This window comes from Staphylococcus sp. HMSC055A09 (genome assembly GCF_001809655.1).
Classification (GTDB): domain Bacteria; phylum Bacillota; class Bacilli; order Staphylococcales; family Staphylococcaceae; genus Staphylococcus; species Staphylococcus capitis.
This window is the reverse complement of record NZ_KV798369.1, coordinates 1,129,851-1,149,222: the sequence shown is the minus strand read 5'-3', so window position 1 is coordinate 1,149,222 and position 19,372 is coordinate 1,129,851. Positions and strand designations below refer to the sequence as shown.

14 protein-coding genes and 1 pseudogene are annotated in these 19,372 nt (G+C 33.3%); 11 read left to right on the top strand and 4 right to left on the bottom strand.

The features are described 5' to 3' along the window. The 3 genes and pseudogenes from HMPREF2642_RS11900 to ccpA form a co-directional block, all read left to right on the top strand. Window positions 1–1,002: pseudogene (locus tag HMPREF2642_RS11900) on the top strand (smooth muscle caldesmon); the annotation flags it as partial. A 259-nt stretch (window positions 1,003–1,261) separates the two neighbouring features. Then, a complete protein-coding gene (locus tag HMPREF2642_RS10880; RefSeq protein WP_070597866.1) occupies window positions 1,262–2,353 on the top strand; it encodes a bifunctional 3-deoxy-7-phosphoheptulonate synthase/chorismate mutase in 1,092 nt (363 codons plus the stop codon). 290 nt (window positions 2,354–2,643) lie between these two features. Then, window positions 2,644–3,633, top strand: coding sequence for a catabolite control protein A (gene ccpA / locus HMPREF2642_RS10875; RefSeq protein WP_037549490.1), 990 nt, complete (start codon window positions 2,644–2,646; stop codon window positions 3,631–3,633). Between the two features lie 102 nt (window positions 3,634–3,735). Here the strand turns inward: ccpA and HMPREF2642_RS10870 are convergent, their stop codons facing one another. Both HMPREF2642_RS10870 and HMPREF2642_RS10865 read right to left on the bottom strand, forming a co-directional pair. Further along, window positions 3,736–4,908, bottom strand: coding sequence for an acetoin utilization protein AcuC (locus HMPREF2642_RS10870; protein WP_023350095.1), 1,173 nt, complete (start codon window positions 4,906–4,908; stop codon window positions 3,736–3,738). 102 nt (window positions 4,909–5,010) lie between these two features. Beyond that, on the bottom strand, window positions 5,011–5,643 hold the full coding sequence (locus HMPREF2642_RS10865) for a GNAT family N-acetyltransferase (RefSeq protein ID WP_037549484.1): 633 nt from the start codon (window positions 5,641–5,643) through the stop codon (window positions 5,011–5,013). Window positions 5,644–5,816: 173 nt separating this feature from the next. Between HMPREF2642_RS10865 and acsA the strand changes: the two genes are divergently transcribed. Together acsA and HMPREF2642_RS10855 are read left to right on the top strand one after the other, a co-directional pair. After that, complete coding sequence (gene acsA, locus HMPREF2642_RS10860) at window positions 5,817–7,526, top strand: acetate--CoA ligase (protein ID WP_070597865.1); 1,710 nt, start codon at window positions 5,817–5,819, stop codon at window positions 7,524–7,526. Window positions 7,527–7,729: 203 nt separating this feature from the next. Continuing rightward, window positions 7,730–9,397, top strand: coding sequence for a formate--tetrahydrofolate ligase (locus HMPREF2642_RS10855; protein ID WP_070597864.1), 1,668 nt, complete (start codon window positions 7,730–7,732; stop codon window positions 9,395–9,397). A 77-nt stretch (window positions 9,398–9,474) separates the two neighbouring features. Here HMPREF2642_RS10855 and HMPREF2642_RS10850 read toward each other — a convergent pair whose 3' ends face one another. Continuing rightward, window positions 9,475–10,389 carry a transglycosylase domain-containing protein gene (locus tag HMPREF2642_RS10850; RefSeq protein ID WP_070597863.1) on the bottom strand — a complete coding sequence of 305 codons (915 nt, stop codon included), beginning with the start codon at window positions 10,387–10,389 and terminating at the stop codon, window positions 9,475–9,477. A gap of 454 nt (window positions 10,390–10,843) precedes the next feature. Here HMPREF2642_RS10850 and tyrS point away from each other — a divergent pair, with 454 nt between their 5' ends. The 3 genes from tyrS to HMPREF2642_RS10835 all read left to right on the top strand — a co-directional run bounded on the left by tyrS (window position 10,844) and on the right by HMPREF2642_RS10835 (window position 14,201). Further along, window positions 10,844–12,106: a tyrosine--tRNA ligase gene (tyrS, locus tag HMPREF2642_RS10845; protein ID WP_070597862.1), complete on the top strand. Its 1,263-nt coding sequence runs from the start codon at window positions 10,844–10,846 to the stop codon at window positions 12,104–12,106. A gap of 75 nt (window positions 12,107–12,181) precedes the next feature. Then, window positions 12,182–12,646 carry a MarR family transcriptional regulator gene (locus HMPREF2642_RS10840; RefSeq protein WP_023350100.1) on the top strand — a complete coding sequence of 155 codons (465 nt, stop codon included), beginning with the start codon at window positions 12,182–12,184 and terminating at the stop codon, window positions 12,644–12,646. Window positions 12,647–12,782: 136 nt separating this feature from the next. Further along, the gene (locus HMPREF2642_RS10835) at window positions 12,783–14,201 is read left to right on the top strand and encodes a DHA2 family efflux MFS transporter permease subunit (protein WP_070597861.1); all 1,419 of its coding nucleotides are present in this window, start codon (window positions 12,783–12,785) and stop codon (window positions 14,199–14,201) included. A gap of 67 nt (window positions 14,202–14,268) precedes the next feature. Here HMPREF2642_RS10835 and HMPREF2642_RS10830 read toward each other — a convergent pair whose 3' ends face one another. Further along, window positions 14,269–15,516: a S1C family serine protease gene (locus tag HMPREF2642_RS10830; RefSeq protein WP_070597860.1), complete on the bottom strand. Its 1,248-nt coding sequence runs from the start codon at window positions 15,514–15,516 to the stop codon at window positions 14,269–14,271. Between the two features lie 216 nt (window positions 15,517–15,732). Here HMPREF2642_RS10830 and HMPREF2642_RS10825 point away from each other — a divergent pair, with 216 nt between their 5' ends. From HMPREF2642_RS10825 to HMPREF2642_RS10815, 3 genes are all read left to right on the top strand, one after another. After that, window positions 15,733–16,356 carry a lysophospholipid acyltransferase family protein gene (locus tag HMPREF2642_RS10825; protein WP_023350103.1) on the top strand — a complete coding sequence of 208 codons (624 nt, stop codon included), beginning with the start codon at window positions 15,733–15,735 and terminating at the stop codon, window positions 16,354–16,356. 261 nt (window positions 16,357–16,617) lie between these two features. Continuing rightward, entirely contained in the window at window positions 16,618–18,087 is a 1,470-nt protein-coding gene (nagE, locus tag HMPREF2642_RS10820) for an N-acetylglucosamine-specific PTS transporter subunit IIBC (protein ID WP_037549463.1), read from the top strand. 111 nt (window positions 18,088–18,198) lie between these two features. Continuing rightward, window positions 18,199–19,326: an HAD family hydrolase gene (locus HMPREF2642_RS10815; RefSeq protein WP_049427426.1), complete on the top strand. Its 1,128-nt coding sequence runs from the start codon at window positions 18,199–18,201 to the stop codon at window positions 19,324–19,326. Window positions 19,327–19,372: the final 46 nt, after the last annotated feature.

Sequence of the window (19,372 nt, the reverse complement as noted above, 5' to 3'; positions counted from 1 at the left end):
AAATTAGCTGACCAGTCACCAGAAGCACAAGAGATACAGGAAGCTAAAGCCGAAGCACAAGAACAACAAAATAAACCATCAGCTACAGAATTAACAGCTCAACAAAATGCGATTCAACAAGAATCAAAATTAGCTGACCAGTCACCAGAAGCACAAGAAATACAGGAAGCTAAAGCTGAATCACATAAGGAAGATAGTCAAGAAGCATCACATATCGAAAGTGATAAAAAACCATCAGCTGAAGAAATAGCTATTGCTCAAACAGCTATTAAAAAAGAATCAAGTGATAATGATTTAGCTGATCCTACTACTAAAGAAGGCAAAAATGAAGATGCCCATCAAAAAACGCAAGCAGAAAATTTAGCTACAGCTGCTAAAACAAAAAACGATAAAATCACTAATGACAGCCAAGTTGCTAAAAATACAAATGATCTCACAAGTGAATCAAGTGTACCTAAATCTGCTGACAAAGAGGTACCTAATTTAGTTACAAAGAAAAATGAGAATGACACAGGTTCAAGTGATGGTTCATTTGCAAATCGACTAGCTACAGCTGCAAAAGCAAAAAAATCTAAACTAACTAAAGGATCTAAAGAATCACAGCTCACTGAAGCATTATTAGCTGAACCAGCATTACCTAAAGGTAAGAAAAATAATAATGTACCTAATCTTGTAACTCAAACTACTAAGCAATCAACAAACTCTAAAAAAGGTCAATCTTCTACCTCTAAAGAAGATAAAGTAAATAAATCACAAGAAAGTGCGACATTCGATAAAGGCGTAGTTACCCATGAGAATTCTATAAAAGGTACTCAAAAATCTAATAGTAAAGGTAACAAAACAAACGCAAAATCTAATAAAAAGGCAAATACAAGTAAAAAACAAAGTAATACGCCTAAACAAAACAACAGAACTCAAAAACAACAAAATCAATCAAATAATAATCAACAAAAAGTTGAGAAAGCAAATAGCAAGATTGAAAAACGTACATTCAATGATTAATTAAACTTACAATATATATTTAAGCTGAGGCATTATCATATTGTCTCAGCTTTTTTATTTTCTAATTCATAATTAAATGTTGAAAAGTTTTCACAAAATTGTATATTGTAGTTGACGTTTTTAGAAAATTTTATATTTTCTGTAAACATGTGCTTGAACAATAAAAATGAAATTGTTAGAATTAAGTCTAAATACTTTTATTTTATCGCTTTAAAGTAATATACTTTCATACATAACTATATCTTAGAGGTGAGTAGAAATGACTAATAAATTGGAAGAATATAGAGAGGAAATTGTCTCATTAAACTATCAAATTTTAGATTTGTTATCTAAAAGAGGCGAGTTAGCTCAAAAAATTGGAGAAGAAAAAATTAAACAAGGAACTCAAGTATATGATCCTCAACGTGAAAAAGAAATGATTAATGATTTATTGGATCGAAATGAGGGTCCATTTAATGATAATGTAATCAAGCAGTTGTTTAAAGAAATTTTTAAAGCCTCTACTGATTTACAAAAATCTGAAAACGAAAAACATCTATACGTATCACGAAAATTAAAACCTGAAGATACTATTGTGAAATTTGATAATGGTGGCATAATTGGTGATGGTAATAAATCATTTGTATTTGGACCTTGTTCAGTTGAATCACAAGAACAAGTAGATGCTGTTGCTAAAGATTTACAATCTAGAGGAGAAAAATTTATTAGAGGTGGAGCATTTAAACCACGTACATCTCCTTATGATTTCCAAGGACTTGGTGTAGAAGGATTAAAAATCCTTAAAAATGTAAAAGATAAGTTTAATCTTAATGTAGTCAGTGAAATTGTAAATCCTAATGACTTTGAAGTAGAAGACGAATATTTAGATGTTTTCCAAATTGGTGCACGTAATATGCAGAACTTTGAACTGTTAAAAGAAGCTGGTCGCACAAACAAACCAATTCTTTTAAAACGAGGTCTATCTGCAACAATTGAAGAGTTTACTTATGCAGCTGAATACATTGCTTCTCAAGGCAACAGAAATATTATTTTATGTGAACGAGGAATACGTACATATGAAAAGGCGACTCGTAATACACTTGATATTTCTGCAGTACCTATTTTAAAACAAGGTACACACTTACCAGTAATGGTTGATGTAACTCATAGTACAGGCAGAAAAGATATTATGCTACCAACTGCAAAAGCAGCATTAGCCGTTGGTGCTGATGGCGTAATGGCTGAAGTTCATCCTGATCCATCAGTTGCATTAAGTGATGCTGGACAACAAATGGATTTGAATGAGTTTAATGATTTCTACAATGAACTTAAGCCACTTGCAGATATGTATAATGCTAAAAAGTTAAAATAAACATTTTGCAATCATTTATACTAAATTGACTACTCAGTTATTCTTTTCTTGAATAGTGATGTAGTCTTTTTATTTTTTAATGAATTTAACTTAAATTAAATTTTCAATTTTTATTTATTTAAAATTTTTAAGCGAAAAGTATATAATATAAATGAATTGCACTTGCTTTTTCTGACAGAAATGTGACAAAAGAACAAAATCATTTCACAATAACCATAAATATGATAAACTTTGAAAATGATATGAAAACACGATATTATAAGCAATGAAACGCTTACAAGGAGGAAATTATGACTGTAACGATTTATGATGTAGCTAGAGAAGCTCGTGTGTCGATGGCAACTGTATCACGTGTAGTTAACGGCAATCAAAACGTAAAACCTGAAACGAGAAACAAAGTCAATGAGGTCATCAAGAAGCTAAATTATAGACCTAACGCAGTTGCACGAGGACTTGCAAGTAAACGTACTACAACTGTAGGTGTGATAATTCCAGATATTTCAAATGTTTATTATTCACAACTCGCGCGAGGTCTTGAGGATATTGCAACAATGTATAAATATCACTCAATCATCTCCAATTCTGATAATGACCCTGAAAAAGAGAAAGAAATCTTTAATAATTTATTAAGTAAACAAGTTGATGGTATTATTTTCCTTGGTGGTACTATTTCAGAAGAAATTAAAGATTTAATTAATCAATCTTCAGTTCCAGTTGTGGTATCAGGAACAAATGGTAAAGATGATCATATTGCATCAGTTAATATTGATTTCAAACAAGCTGCTGAAGAAGCCACTCAACATATGATTGAAAAAGGTGCTAAGAAATTTGCACTTGTTGGTGGCGATTATTCTAAAAAAGCACAAGATGATGTATTACAAGGTTTAACAAAAGTTTTAAATCAACATCATTTAGAACTTGATGAGGCATTACATTTCTCTGGTAAAGAAAGCTATAAAGAGGGAATCAAAGCATTTGAAAAATTACAAAATAATATGCCTGATGCTATTCTTTCAATTAGTGACGAGCAGGCAATTGGTATTTTACACAGCGCATTAGATGCTGGGGTTAATGTACCTGAAGACTTACAAATTTTAAGCTTTAACAACACACGTTTAGTCGAAATGGTACGCCCACAACTATCTAGTGTTATACAACCACTATATGATATCGGTGCAGTAGGCATGAGATTATTGACAAAATATATGAATGAAGAAGACATTGAAGAACCAAATGTAATTCTTCCTCACAGAATAGAATATCGTGGAACGACTAATTAAAATTATAAATGATTGTTAAGTGAAGAGAAAACGTAAATATAAATTTTAAAAGGGTACTTGATGTTTCAACATGATTCATTGAGCACCCTTTTTAATATATTATTAAATATCGCTATAACGTTCATACCAACTTGCAACCTGTTTAGCAATTCTAAGATTTTTATCAGATATTTCTTTAGTTCTTGGAATATAAGCATAATCATTTAAACGATCTTCCCAGCGTTTTGGTAGTTTGACAGTACTATATAACTTCCATTTATTAATCCAATTTAACGGGAGGTAACCTTGTTGAATAGGCTCCCCGATTAAACTTAAAAAGACGTGACTCCAAGCTCGAGGGACAACTCTCCAAATATTATAACCTCCGCCCCCGAACATTAATACTTTATGATTACAATAGCGTTTTGCTAAATCTTGGATTATATATGGAATAGAATATAGGCTATTTAATGTACAGTTCATGTGTGTAAGTGGATCTCTATAATGGATATCTACACCATGAACGCTTAAAATGATATCAGGCTTAAAAGCTGCAACTAATGGTTCTACAGTTTCTTTAAATACCTCTAGATAAGAGGCATCTTCAGTATAAGGTTCAAGAGGCACATTTACCGTATAACCATATCCTATATCTTCACCACGTTCAGTATAATGACCAGAGCCCGGGAATAAAAATTTTCCTGTCTCATGAATGGAATAAGTCATAATTCTATTGTCTGTATAAAAGCTCCATTGTGTACCATCTCCATGATGTGCATCTGTATCAATAACCATGACGCGTTGATGATATTTTTCAACTAAATACTTTGCAGTTATAGCAACATCATTATAAATGCAAAAGCCATTCGCTCGTCCGGGTAGTGCGTGATGTAAACCACCACCGAGATGGCATCCATTAATAAATGTTCCATCCATGATACAATCCGCTAAATTAAGCGCTCCTCCTACAATCCGAGCGCTATGACGATGCATATGTTTAAATTGAAGCGTATCATCACCATTGAGTCCATATTTCTTTGCCTCGTGTTCACTTAATATACCATGTGATGCGTGACGAATAGCTTGAATATAATCATATTGATGAATTAATGCGAGTTCTTCATCTGTAGCTATACGTGGTATTACGATATGCTCATCCTTTAAAAAGTTCGCGTCCTTTAACAACTCAGTCGTTAGTTTAAGCCTCATTTGATTGAAAGGGTGTTCGTTACTAAAGCGGTATTGTAAGAGATCTTCAGAATAAACATAACCAGTACTTAAATTTTTATTTGGCATGATGCTCCCCCCGTAACAACATTCTCACTATTTTGATTAACTTTATTTGAATGCGAGATATTTAACTATGATACTTTTGAAATTAGATACTTTTGTAGTATGTCAAAAGAAGAATTTATTTTTATATCTAAGATCGTCAAAAGCTTGTTGTTGTGACAAAGTGATACGTTTGCCAATACGTGCCATTAAACAATTAGCAGGGTGGCTAGTGATTTCAGGATCATCTGTAGCAAAAATTTCTAATCCACCTTTAGACATTAACTTTTGCATCAATTTCTTATACTCGAAAACATCTAGCTGTGCTTGATCCAAATCCCAATGCCAATAATATTCAGTAGTCAATACAATATAATCTTCAAATTCATCCGCAGATAAACTAGTCGCAATAAGCTCGCCACCTAAATGTAAGTGACGGTATGTAGGACTTATCTCTATGGCTCCTAGTTCAATTAAATAGGTCAAATGACCCTCGGACCATCTTTCGAATTCATCAGGATAATGATATGTCACATATCCCACGATATGCTTGTCTTGACGAATGATATAGACACGACCTTCAGGTAGTTCAGTAATCTCTAAAAGTGCTTCATACTGATCCTGAGGTAGGCGGAATGCATTAAGCTGGTTATCTAAAGTAAGCGTTTTCAAAAAATTGTACGAAATAGGTCCTTCAATGACAAAAGTAGTGTCACTTAGTTTAAGATTCTTAGTTACATAAGTTTTAACATGTCTCACGTTATCATCTCCTTATGCAGGTGACTTAACTTGTTATTAAACTTATTATATATAAAAAGGTTGTACATGAACAATTAAATAGTAATAGAATACAAAGATTTTTGAAAAATGTGAAAATTATATGTATAATTACTTTTAAAGGAAGCGATTTCATAAACAAGGGGGATTTAATTATGAAAGTTGAAGTGTATAAAAGAGAACCAGGGGATTATAATTTAGAGAATTATAATGAAGCATATCAAAATTTCGATTGGAAAGAGATAGAAAAATCATTTTCTTGGTATGAAACAGGAAAAATGAATATGGCGTATGAATGTATCGATCGTCATGTTGATAACGGAAAAGGGGAAAAAATAGCCTTAAATTATAAAGATGAGAAACGTAAAGAATCATACACTTATAGTGATTTAAAAAAGTTATCAAATCAAGCAGCTAATGTTCTTAAAGATAAGGAGGATGTTAAAAAAGGAGATCGCGTTTTTATCTTTATGTCTCGTACACCTGAATTATACTTTGCGTTCTTAGGTATTTTAAAAATTGGTGCGATTGTGGGCCCATTATTTGAAGCGTTCATGGAGAAGGCTGTAGCAGATCGTTTAGCTAATAGTGAAGCTAAAGTAGTCATTACGAATAAAGCATTACTTCCTAGAATTCCGAAAGATAAATTACCTCATTTAGAAACAATCATTGTTGTAGATGATGACGTTGATGGTGAATACATTGATTTTAATAAAGAAATGGGACAAGCTAGCGAGGAATTTAATATTGAGTGGCTAGCGCCAGATGATGGATTAATTCTTCACTATACATCAGGTTCTACAGGACAACCTAAGGGTGTATTGCACGTCCAACAAGCAATGCTATTACATTATATCTCAGGAAAATACGTATTAGATTTAAAAGAAGATGATGTTTATTGGTGCACTGCTGATCCAGGATGGGTAACTGGTACATCTTACGGAGTCTTTGCTCCTTGGTTAAATGGGGTTACGAATTGCATAGCCGGTGGGCGATTCTCACCTGAATCTTGGTATAGCATGTTAGAAGAATTTAAAGTTACGATATGGTATACCGCACCAACAGCACTTCGTATGTTAATGAGTGCTGGAGACGATATCGTTGAAAAATACGATTTATCATCTGTACGGTCAATTTTATCTGTAGGAGAACCACTAAATCCAGAAGTAATAAAATGGGCGAAAGATGTCTATGATAAACGTGTTTTAGATACATGGTGGATGACTGAAACAGGTGGACATATGATTGTAAATTACCCAACTATGGATATTAAACTAGGTTCTATGGGTAAACCACTACCTGGTATTGAGGCAGCAATCATAGATGATGAAGGTAATGAACTCCCACCTAATCGTATGGGTAATTTAGCAATTAAGAAGGGTTGGCCTTCTATGATGCATTCTATTTGGAAAAATCCTGAAAAGTTTAACTCATACTTTATCGGAGAGTGGTATGTTTCTGGTGACTCTGCTTATAAAGATGAGGATGGATACTACTGGTTCCAAGGACGAGTTGATGACGTTATTATGACAGCCGGAGAACGTGTTGGACCATTTGAGGTTGAGTCAAAATTAGTAGAACATGAAGCCGTAGCGGAAGCAGGTGTTATTGGTAAACCTGATCCAGTTCGTGGAGAAATTATTAAAGCCTTCGTTGCATTAAGACAAGGATATGAACCATCAGATGATTTAAAAGAAGATATCCGTAAATATGTTAAAGAAGGGTTATCAGCACATGCTGCGCCTAGAGAAATTGAATTTAAAGACAAGTTGCCAAAAACACGTTCAGGTAAAATTATGAGACGTGTGCTTAAAGCTTGGGAATTAGATTTAGATGCAGGTGATTTGAGTACAATGGAAGATTAAAATTAATAATTGAGAGCTAAAGTATCAGCTTTAGCTCTCATTTTCAAATAAGTTAAAGTCATTCTTAAGAACGAACATTGATTTGAATAATTCTTGAAATATTCGACAATTGAAATTAAGTCGGTTATCATAAACCATATAAGACGTATCAAAAATAATTTAATATTAATTAATACTACATAATGATCAAGGGGTTGAATCGTTTGGCACATTTATCAGATTTAGAGATTGCAAATCAATCACAATTAAAACCTATTGGAGAAATTGCTGATAAAGCAGGTATATCTGCAGATGCACTTGAACAATATGGACACTATAAAGCTAAAATAGATATTAATCAGATTAAACCTAGAGAGAAAAAAGGTAAAGTTGTATTAGTGACTGCTATGAGTCCTACGCCAGCTGGAGAAGGAAAATCCACAGTTACAGTAGGTTTAGCAGATGCATTTAATGAGTTAAAACAAAACGTGATGGTCGCATTACGTGAACCAGCGCTTGGACCAACTTTTGGTATTAAAGGTGGTGCCACAGGTGGAGGATATGCACAAGTATTACCAATGGAAGATATTAACCTACATTTCAATGGTGATTTTCATGCAATAACAACTGCAAATAATGCATTATCTGCATTTATTGATAACCATCTACATCAAGGTAATGAATTAGGCATTGATCAACGTCGTATCGAGTGGAAACGTGTATTAGATATGAATGATCGTGCACTTCGTTATGTAAATGTTGGATTGGGTGGGCCAACAAATGGTGTTCCAAGAGAAGATGGTTTTAATATTACAGTGGCATCAGAGATAATGGCGATTTTATGCTTAAGTCGTAGTATTAAGGATTTAAAAGAAAAAATTAGTCGTATTACTATAGGTTATACTAGAGATCGTAAACCCGTAACAGTTCAAGATTTAAAAGTAGAAGGGGCACTTGCGTTAATACTTAAAGATGCAATTAAACCCAATTTAGTTCAAACGATAGAAGGTACACCAGCACTTGTGCACGGTGGACCATTTGCTAATATCGCACATGGTTGTAACTCTATATTAGCTACTGAAACAGCTAGGAATTTAGCAGATATCGTTGTTACGGAAGCTGGCTTCGGTTCAGATTTAGGTGCTGAAAAGTTTATCAATATTAAATCACGCGAGGCAGGCTTTGAACCATCAGCGGTAGTGGTAGTTGCTACGATTCGAGCACTAAAAATGCATGGTGGTGTTGCTAAAGATCAACTTAAAGAGGAAAACCTAGAAGCGGTTAAAGCGGGTATTGTAAACCTTGAACGTCACGTTAACAATGTGAAGAAATATGGCCTTGAACCTGTTATCGCTTTAAATGCATTTATACATGATACGGAAGCAGAAACTGAGTTTGTTAAACAATGGGCTCAAGAACAAGGTGTACGCATTGCGTTAACTGAAGTATGGGAAAAAGGCGGTAAAGGTGGAGTTGATTTAGCTCATCACGTACTTGAAGTCATTGATCAGCCTCAAACATTTAAACACTTATATGAATTAGAACAACCACTTGAAAGTAAAATTGAAACAATCGTTAAAGAAATTTATGGTGGTTCAAAAGTTACGTTCAGTAGTAAGGCTCAAAAGCAATTAAAGCAATTTAAAGAAAATGGATGGGACAATTATCCAGTGTGCATGGCTAAAACACAATATTCATTCAGTGATGATCAAACAGCATTAGGTGCTCCAACAGATTTTGAAATTACAATCAGAGAACTAGAAGCAAAAACAGGTGCAGGATTTATTGTAGCGTTAACTGGTGCAATTATGATAATGCCAGGTTTACCTAAGAAACCAGCTGCACTTAATATGGATGTTACTGATGATGGACAAGCGATTGGACTATTCTAATTTTTAAACAATACATTTCTAAAGATAATAAGCACTAGTGATTTTACAAGTCACTAGTGCTTTTTTACTTATTATGACTACGCACCTTGTTGAGGAGGGTGAGTGAGTAAGTGTGATTTAATACGATACTTTTTCGCTTTAATGTATTGTTTTTTTGAAATTTTGCCCTCCACAAGCATACGCTTTAAAACATAACGCTGACGGTGAATACTATAATGTAATATCCGATTACTTTTTAAATTACCTTGGTTATCATACGGAGTATAACCATAAGGACTTTGTAAGAGTCCTACTAAATAAGCGGACTGAGCAATGTTTAAATCTTTGGCAGCTACACCAAATAAGCTATATGAAGCTGATGCTATACCAGTAATATTGGCCCCATTATAATCATGACCAAACGGAACAATATTCAGATAAGTATATATGATTTCGTTTTTAGATAGAAGTTTCTCAAGTCTCATAGCCAAAATAATTTCATTTGCTTTTCTTCTATATGTCTTTTTATCTGTTAAAACTTGGTTTTTAATTAGTTGTTGTGTAATCGTACTACCACCTGATGTTTCATTTGCATCAATAATATCTTGAAACATTGCTCTCATTAATGCTTTAGGTAAGATACCATTATGTTTATAGAAGAGAGTATCTTCAGATGAGGTAAGTGCTTTTATCACATTCGGATTTACAGATTTAGGTCCCACAATCAGAGTATTAAGAGAATGATCATATTCTTCTAAAATATGTTTGTTACTATGATTTATTAGTTCATCGCCTGGAAGGTGTAACACTTTCTGCTTTAACTCTTTATCACTAATAGAGGACGCTTCCTTAGTTAAATGATGGAAGTATATCACTAATGCTAAAATCAATGCGATTCCAATTATGGAGAATACAACAAAAATGCCTACACAAATATGTTTGATTTTCTTATAAATACGTTCGAATTGCACATATCTATCCGTAGATTGTGAAATATTCTTATTGTTGTGCATCGTATACCTCCTAAATTTAGGTATAGTATACCATATTCATGAAGTTGACTTTTAAAATAATGTTATCTATAATTAAATTCAATTCAATATGTTTTGGATACGAGGAGAAGTAGCATTTAAGGAAGATTACAGAGAGTTAGTGGTCGCTGCGAACTAGCATTTGCTTATATGTGAATACACCTCTATAAAGTTATTCAACGTTTCATTAATGAACGTCTCATTAATAAAGTTTTTCAAGAGTACATAAACTCTTGTTAAAGTATGGTGGTACCGTGCATAAGCGCCCTTACATGTTAAGATGTAAGGGCTTTTTTATTTGATTTATATTAAAAATTTATTTTTGAAAAATAAATTAAATGCAATATCAAATACTTTTTATTAAATTACACACTCACGAGTAACCATTTTCAAAACAAAATAATAACTATAAAAATATTAAGGGAGGATGTTAGCAATGGCTAATGCATTAATTGAAGATTTAAAATGGAGAGGTTTAATATATCAACAAACTGACGAACAAGGTATTGAAGATTTATTAAATAAAGAACAAGTTACTTTATATTGTGGTGCTGACCCTACTGCAGATAGTTTACACATTGGACATTTACTACCATTCCTAACATTAAGACGTTTCCAAGAACATGGTCATCGTCCAATCATGCTTATCGGTGGCGGTACAGGTATGATTGGTGATCCATCTGGTAAATCTGAAGAACGTGTTTTACAAACTGAAGAACAAGTGGAAGCTAACGTACAAGGGTTATCAAAGCAAATGCATCGCTTATTTGAATTTGGTACTGATAAAGGTGCGGTTTTAGTCAACAATAAAGATTGGCTTGGACAAATATCTTTAATTAGCTTTTTACGTGATTATGGTAAACATGTAGGCGTCAACTACATGTTAGGTAAAGATTCCATTCAAACACGTTTAGAACACGGTATTTCTTATACTGAATTCACTTATACTATTTTACAAGCTATCGATTTCGGTCATTTAAATCGTGAATTAAATTGTAAAATTCAAGTTGGTGGCTCAGATCAATGGGGTAACATTACAAGTGGTATCGAATTAATGCGCCGTATGTACGGTCAAACTGAAGCGTTTGGTCTTACAATCCCATTAGTAACTAAATCTGACGGTAAGAAATTTGGTAAATCAGAGTCAGGCGCGGTGTGGCTAGACCCTGAAAAGACAAGTCCATATGAATTCTATCAATTCTGGATTAACCAATCTGATGAAGATGTGATTAAATTCTTAAAATACTTTACTTTCTTAGATAAAGAAGAGATTGATCGTTTAGAACAATCTAAAGAAGAGGCGCCACATCTTCGTGAAGCTCAAAAAGCATTAGCAGAAAACGTAACTAAATTTATTCATGGTGAGGAAGCGCTAAATGATGCAATTAGAATTTCTAAAGCTTTATTTAGCGGTGACTTGAAATCATTAACTGGTAAAGAATTAAAAGAAGGTTTCAAAGATGTACCTCAAGTTTCATTATCTTCTGAAACAACAAATATTATTGAAGCGTTAATTGAAACAGGTATTGCTACATCTAAACGACAAGCACGTGAAGATGTTAATAATGGTGCTATCTATATTAATGGCGAACGTCAACAGTCAGTTGATTATGAATTAAGCAATGACGATAAAATTGATAATGAGTTTACAATTATTCGTCGTGGTAAGAAAAAATATTTCATGGTTAATTATCAATAAGTGATGTGTAAAAAATGACCTCCTAATCATCTCATTGGTTGGGAGGTTTATTTTCAATAATAGGAGGTGCGTAGTGTGAATAAAGAACAATTGATGATGAAAAATTTTCGGGATATCTTTAATAAAATTGCTTGGCTAAACAAAGGAAAAATGGAAGAAGCGCTTAAAGGAAATAAACCAAGTGAAGTGCATTGTATTGAAGCAATTGAAGAGCTTAACGAACCTAATGTAAGGCGATTAACAGAAGCATTATTTATGACACGAGGCGCGATAAGTAAACTTACGAAACGTCTTGAGCAAAGAGGCTTAATAGAGAGTTATAAAAATCCTAATAATAAAAAGGAAGTTTATTTTCGGTTGACCGAAGCGGGTCAGCAAATTTACCAAACCCATGAAGAACTTCATAAAGAATTTCAACGTAGGGATCAAGAGGTGTTTGATAATATCACCGAAGACGAATTTAAATCAATGATGCGTTTTGCCGAAAAATATAATGCGCACCTTGATCATGAAATAAAAAAGCAAGGATTATTACATTAAATATGGGGATATTGTAATTTCTTAAATACAATGAAATTGCAGTATCCTAAATTTTTACCGAATTATTGTTGACAAAGAAACAAAACGAGTGTATATTTTGTTGACGAAGAAACAATTTGAACGAAGGAGAATTCAAATGGCAACATCTCATTCTCAATCCAATGGTGTCACTAAAGAGGTAATGACTGCAGCTTGGGCAATTGCTTTAGGCGCCATCGCTCCAATGTTAGATTCAACAATGATAAATATTGCTATTAAACAACTTAATCATACATTTAATAGTTCTCTAGATATTGTTCAGTGGGGAATTACAGGTTACGTATTAGCGCTCGCCATTGCTGTACCATTGTCCGGTTGGTTTATGAATCAATTTAATGGAAAGAAGGTTTTTATTTTAGCAATGGCCGCTTTTGGCTTAACTTCAATATTAGCTGGAGTGAGTTGGAATATTATCGTATTTAATATCTTTAGAATTTTACAAGGATTTAGTGCGGGAGTTATCACAACTTTAATGTTTACATTACTTGTGAAAACAGCAGGGCAAGACCATATTGGTAAGGTTATGGCAGTGGTTAGTACGCCCATGATCTTCGGTCCTATATTGGGCCCTGTTCTTGGAGGATTTATTATCCATTTTGCGAGCTGGCGTTGGATATTTTTTATTAATATCTTTATCGTTATCATTGCAATACCATTGATGAATAAATATGTACCTCAATTTGAACCATTTAATAAAGACAGTAAATTAGATGTAATTGGAATATTATTATTATCATTTATGAGTATCAGCATAATCTATGGTGTGACGAAAGCTTCTGATGATGGTACATTCTTTACTTTGAAACCAATGATATATATTATCATGGGAATACTTTTAACGATTACTTATTGTATTTATAATCGTCTAAGACATTATCATACAGTTCTGCCAATCAATTTATTTACACAAAAGAACTATGCTGCGTCATCTATTGGATTGTTACTTGCCAATATAGGAATTATGGGACCAATGTTAATTATTCCATTATTCTTCCAGAACTTTAAACATTATACTGCTATTGAAGCTTCTTTAGCTTTAATACCACAAGGTCTAGGTATGTTAATTACAAGACCTTATATTGGGAAAATGATTGACCAAATCGGTGCGAAATATGTTGTCATAGTGAGCATTATTATAGCCATGTTTGGTACAATGCCATTGATGTTCGTTTCAAATCACACGCATATTGTATGGTTGTCTTTGATACTTTTTATAAGAGGATGTAGCGTAGGCGGGATAAATCTTGGTCTTACAAGCGATGCTTATCAAGGCATTGACGATAAACAAATTGCCGAAGCGGGTGTAGGGATTAATATGATTGAAAATATTGGTTCTAGTCTAGGTACAGCCATTATCGCAACTGTAGTAGCATCTATGTTAGCACTAAATCATCCATCAATTTTTCAAAGTTTAAGAGCTTATCATGCAGGTTTCTTAGTCTCAACTATAGCATTGTTACTTATCGTTTTACCTGCGTTATTTCTTACGCATAAATCCAATGAAATTGAATTATAAATACAGAAAAGCCAAGAGACACTATTATTAATGTCTCTTGGCTTATTTGATTATTAAGGTCAAACAATTATTGCGCAAATTGACTTTGAGATTGTGATGATGAAGTTCGTGTCTGTTCTTTCAATTTCACTTCAATATCTTTAGTCTTGCCATCTCTAATGACTGTTAAGGTAATCGTTTCACCAGGTTTTTTATGTTCGTAAAGATATGATCTTAAATCAGTATCTTCCTTGACTTTCTTACCATCTACTTGAGTAATAATGTCTCCTTTTTTAACATTATTACTATTATCCGCTTTAGCAACATAAACCCCAGAATCCTTTGTTGTATGCAACTCTTTACGATAAGATTCAGGTATTTCACTAAGGTTGATTAATCCTATTCCTATAGAAGGGCGTTCAATTTTACCATGTTTAACGAGTTGTTCAATCGTGACTTTAACCTCATTACTTGGTATAGCAAACCCTATACCTTCTACTTGCTCGGAAGCAATTTTCATAGAATTAATACCCACTAAATTACCGTTGATATCAACTAACGCACCACCAGAGTTACCAGGGTTAATAGCCGCATCAGTTTGTAAAACATTAACTTTAGTATTACCTGCAGATGTATTGGCACCAATAGTTCGTTCACTCGCTGAAATAATTCCCGAAGTAACTGAATTGGCGAACTCTAAACCAAGTGGGTTACCCATTGCGAAGACGCTATCTCCAGTCTGTACTTTAGATGAGTTAGCGAATTTGATAGACTTAATACCTTTAGTGTCCTCAATCTTAAGAACTGCAATATCAGTAAGAGCGTCTTTACCAATTAACTTCGCTTTTACCTGCTTGGAGTTATGTAACTGTACTTTAATTTCGGATGCACCATCGACGACATGATTATTTGTAACGATGTAAGCTGAACCATTGCTGATTTGATAGATAACACCAGAACCAATACCTGCTTCTTCAGGTTTTGATGATTTGCCTTTTAGTAAATCATCTAAGCTTGAAGATTTTTGCATATTAATAACTCCAACTATGGCCGGTGACACATCCTTAATCATATCGTGAACCGACTTGTATTTATCACTTTTACCATCAAGTTGGTTACCGCCCTTACTATTTGATACCTCTTGAACAGATGCACCATCATGATTGAGAACAGTATGATTAAGAACCTTTCCTATACCTAATACAAGTAGTGCACCAATAATTCCCGCAATAAGCGCAACTATAATTGTCTTAAACCAAGGAAATTTGGGCTTTTTATTGTATGAAGGACGTTGGTAATTGTCGTGTGACTGATGTTGTTGTGTTTGATCTGACATATGTAACCTCCAAATAATATTCTCTTCTATCTAATTATGTAATTTTTTTAAGAATTTGGCTAGTAAACGGCTATCAGACTTTAGACGTATTTTGAAAGGTAGTTCAATTTTAAAAATGATAACTTTAATCACGTAAGAGGGACGTCTATTGTTCTCGATTAAGGGAAATGATAAAATTTATATGTTAAAAAACAAAATCAAGAAGCGGGTGACATAATGTACAGCATTATAAGTAAAATTTTAGACGTCATTTTAGTCAAAATGGCTAAATCGTTATATGTAATTGGAAAAGAAAATATTCCTAAAGATAGTAAATATGTAGTGACTTGTACACATGAAAGCTATAATGAAGTGATTATGTTAGGTATGGCATTACTACCAAATCAAATTCATTATATGGCTAAAAAAGAATTATTTAGTAATAAATGGGGCGGTAAATTCTTAAGCTCTTTAAATGCCTTCCCTGTAGATAGAGAGAATCCAGGTCCAAGCACATTAAAAAGACCTATCAATCTACTTAAAGAACATAAAACAGTTGGTATCTTCCCAACAGGTCACCGTACATCTATGGAAGGTGCACCATTAAAACGTGGTGCTGCAACTATAGCAATGTTAGGTAAAGCACCAATTTTACCGGCTGCATATGTAGGTCCTAAAAAAATTCATGGCTTAATTACAGGACAAGCGATGATAAAAATTGGTGAACCAATTGATACAACTGATATTCCAAAAGATTTAAAACGAAATGAAAAAGTAGAATATCTTACTAAAGAAATAGAAAAACGCACAAATCAATTACAAAAAGAACTCAATGAGATTGCTAAACGTTTAGAGGACTAATTTAAGTAAGTTATAAACGCTTTGTATATGAGAACGTCAATTAACCTAGATTTGAAAATTGACGTTCTTAAATTTTTGATGATAAATAAAACGTTTACATGTAAAAGGCATAAACTCACGAAATAGTTATAATTAATTAAAAATAGTGCATCTCTAAAGTCTTATTTTATGGTAAATTAATTAAGTAAAATTAATTATTAATATATGAAAAGCATTTCAATGTTTAATGTAATTTGAAATTTTATTAGAGGGATGATGTTCATGTACAAATTTTTTCAAAACTTAGGTAGGTCGTTAATGCTACCTGTTGCAGTATTACCTGCTGCAGCAATTATTGTAGGGATAGGTCACGTGCTAGACGCGCTATCAATTTTGCCACAAGTTGCAATGTTCTTTACAAGTGTAGGGGAAACGATACTCGAACAACTAGGAATATTATTTGCGATTGGTGTTGCGATAGGTATGGCTAAGAAAAATGATGGTGCAGTTGCATTAGCTGCGACTTTAGGATTTTTCATAGTCACAGTCGTGCTATCGCCTAAAAAACTAGCACCTCTATTACAAGTAAAAACGACAGATGTTAATAGTGCTTTTGAGCAAATGACAAATGGGAATGTCTTTGTAGGAATTTTAATTGGTTTAATTGCAGCATTTTGCTATAACAAATTTAGTGAAACTGAATTGCCTGTGGCACTGTCATTCTTTAGTGGTAAACGTTTAGTACCTATCATGACCGCTTTTTTCTGTACATTTTTAGCTATTGTTTTACTTTTTGTATGGCCACCAGTATTTAACGCAATTGTTACTTTTGGTAAATGGATAGTAGGTATGGGACCATTTGGTGCATTGTTATATGGTTTCTTTAACCGTTTGCTTATACCAACTGGATTACATCATGCATTAAATAATGTATTCTGGTTTGATACTGCCGGAATCAATGACATAGGTAAATTCCAAAGTGGTAAAGATGCAGTTAAAGGTATTACTGGTCGTTATCAAGCAGGGTTCTTTCCTGTAATGATGTTTGGTATACCAGCGGCCGCGCTTGCGATGTATCATACAGCGAAATCTAGTCAGAAAAAACAAGTCTACGCTTGGTTCTTAGCAAGTTCTATTTCTGCTTTCTTTGTTGGAGTAACTGAACCAATTGAATTTGCTTTTATGTTTGTTGCACCAGTTTTATTTGTCATTCATGCTGCGTTAACAGGGTTATCGCTATTTATAGCGGCTATCTTTCACTGGACAGCTGGTTTCTCATTTAGCGCTGGGTTGATTGACTTTGTCTTGTCACTCGTTAACCCAGTGTCAAATAAGCCATGGATGTTACTAGTTCAAGGTATCATATTCTTTATTTTATATTACGCTATTTTTAGATTTGTCATCCAAGTGTTTAACTTGAATACAATTGGTCGAGGGGATAATGAACTTGCGGATCCAACGGCTAACGCTACGTCTGAAAATAATTCTGCTACATATTCAGAATCTAAAGGCAAATACTATCATACAGCCTCACAAATTTTAGATGGACTAGGCGGCAGTGATAATATTTCAAGTTTAACAAACTGTGCTACGCGTTTAAGAATGGAATTAAATGATAATTCTATTATAGATGAACAGAAAATTAAAAATGCAGGTGCAGTAGGGGTTACTAAAAGTGGTAAACACTCAACACAAGTGATTATTGGTACACATGTTCAACAAGTTGCAGATGAAATAGAGAAACAAATGTAATAGTTATCAGAATATCTGATGGAAGGGCAAATCTATTGAAGGTTTGCCCTTTTAACATTAAACATGTAATATAAGTTGTATCAGAATTTTCTGAAAGGCCAGGTGTAAGTAGTGAAGTCCATATTATTTGATGTTGATGGTGTATTTTTGAGTGAAGAACGCTGTTTTGATGTTTCAGCAATTACTGTAGAAGAACTTATGACGAGTGAAGGTATTTTTTTAGGTTGTGGAACATACATAGATTTTGAAAATGATTTAAATGATAAAAAGATTCAGGAAATACGAGAACGTGTATTTCAACATGATAAAATATTGAATCAATTAAAATCATTAGGATTAAATTCTAATTGGGATATGCTTTTTATCGTATTTAGTATTCATTTAATTGATCTTGCTAAGCAACTTGATCAATCACATAGATATGAGTTTTTAAATTCTAGTACTTTTAATGAAAAAACTTTATTCGAAATGAATAAACATTTATTACATAAAGAGATAGATTACGAGAAACCTTTAGAAGTTATTGATTCCTTCAGAAATGGGAAAGATGCTATATATGAAGATTTAGAATCATATGCTAAAGATCAATTAGAAATTGATGATACAGAATTATTTAAATTAAAAAGTAATCTATGGCAACTCGCTAAAGATACATATCAAGAATGGTATTTAGGTAAGGATTTATTCAATAAAGTAGAAGAGGGTATCGCATTATTAGATTTCAAAAAGGGGTTCATCTATGAAGAAGTGATACTTAAACCTCAAGAAGAAATTCAATTATTATTGCAACATTTAAAGGAAGCGGGTTATCATCTAGCGATTGCTACAGGTCGTCCTAGAACAGAAACAATCATTCCTTTCGAATCATTAGGACTTAAATCATATTTTGATGATGAACACATTGTTACTGCCAGTGAGGTGTTAGATGCTGAGAGTGATTACCCAGAGTATCAACCTTTAGGTAAACCTAACCCATTTAGTTATATAGCTACCTTGAATGGTAATGACAGAAATAGATACAAGGAGTATGCTACTCATCAGGAAAATATAGTGAATAAAGACGAGGTTTATATAGTTGGTGATTCACTTGCTGACTTATTAAGTGCGAAAAAAATTGGCGCTACATTTATAGGGACGTTAACAGGTCTAAAAGGTGATAAAGCGCAGCCAGAACTCGAAGTATATGGGGCTGATTACATCGTTGAGGATGTTACTAAAATAAGGAATATTCTACTATAAAAAATAGGCTACAGAACGAGATTAAAATGTTCTGTAGCCTTAAAAA

Bases quoted from the DNA above. Each gene is read 5' to 3' on its own strand.
- HMPREF2642_RS10835 (WP_070597861.1), top strand. From the start codon at position 12,783: ATGGCAACATCTCATTCTCAATCCAATGGTGTCACTAAAGAGGTAATG.
- HMPREF2642_RS10825 (WP_023350103.1), top strand. From the start codon at position 15,733: ATGTACAGCATTATAAGTAAAATTTTAGACGTCATTTTAGTCAAAATG.
- HMPREF2642_RS10880 (WP_070597866.1), top strand. From the start codon at position 1,262: ATGACTAATAAATTGGAAGAATATAGAGAGGAAATTGTCTCATTAAAC.
- HMPREF2642_RS10850 (WP_070597863.1), bottom strand. From the start codon at position 10,389: ATGCACAACAATAAGAATATTTCACAATCTACGGATAGATATGTGCAA.
- ccpA (WP_037549490.1), top strand. From the start codon at position 2,644: ATGACTGTAACGATTTATGATGTAGCTAGAGAAGCTCGTGTGTCGATG.
- tyrS (WP_070597862.1), top strand. From the start codon at position 10,844: ATGGCTAATGCATTAATTGAAGATTTAAAATGGAGAGGTTTAATATAT.
- HMPREF2642_RS10870 (WP_023350095.1), bottom strand. From the start codon at position 4,908: ATGCCAAATAAAAATTTAAGTACTGGTTATGTTTATTCTGAAGATCTC.
- HMPREF2642_RS10830 (WP_070597860.1), bottom strand. From the start codon at position 15,516: ATGTCAGATCAAACACAACAACATCAGTCACACGACAATTACCAACGT.
- acsA (WP_070597865.1), top strand. From the start codon at position 5,817: ATGAAAGTTGAAGTGTATAAAAGAGAACCAGGGGATTATAATTTAGAG.
- nagE (WP_037549463.1), top strand. From the start codon at position 16,618: ATGTACAAATTTTTTCAAAACTTAGGTAGGTCGTTAATGCTACCTGTT.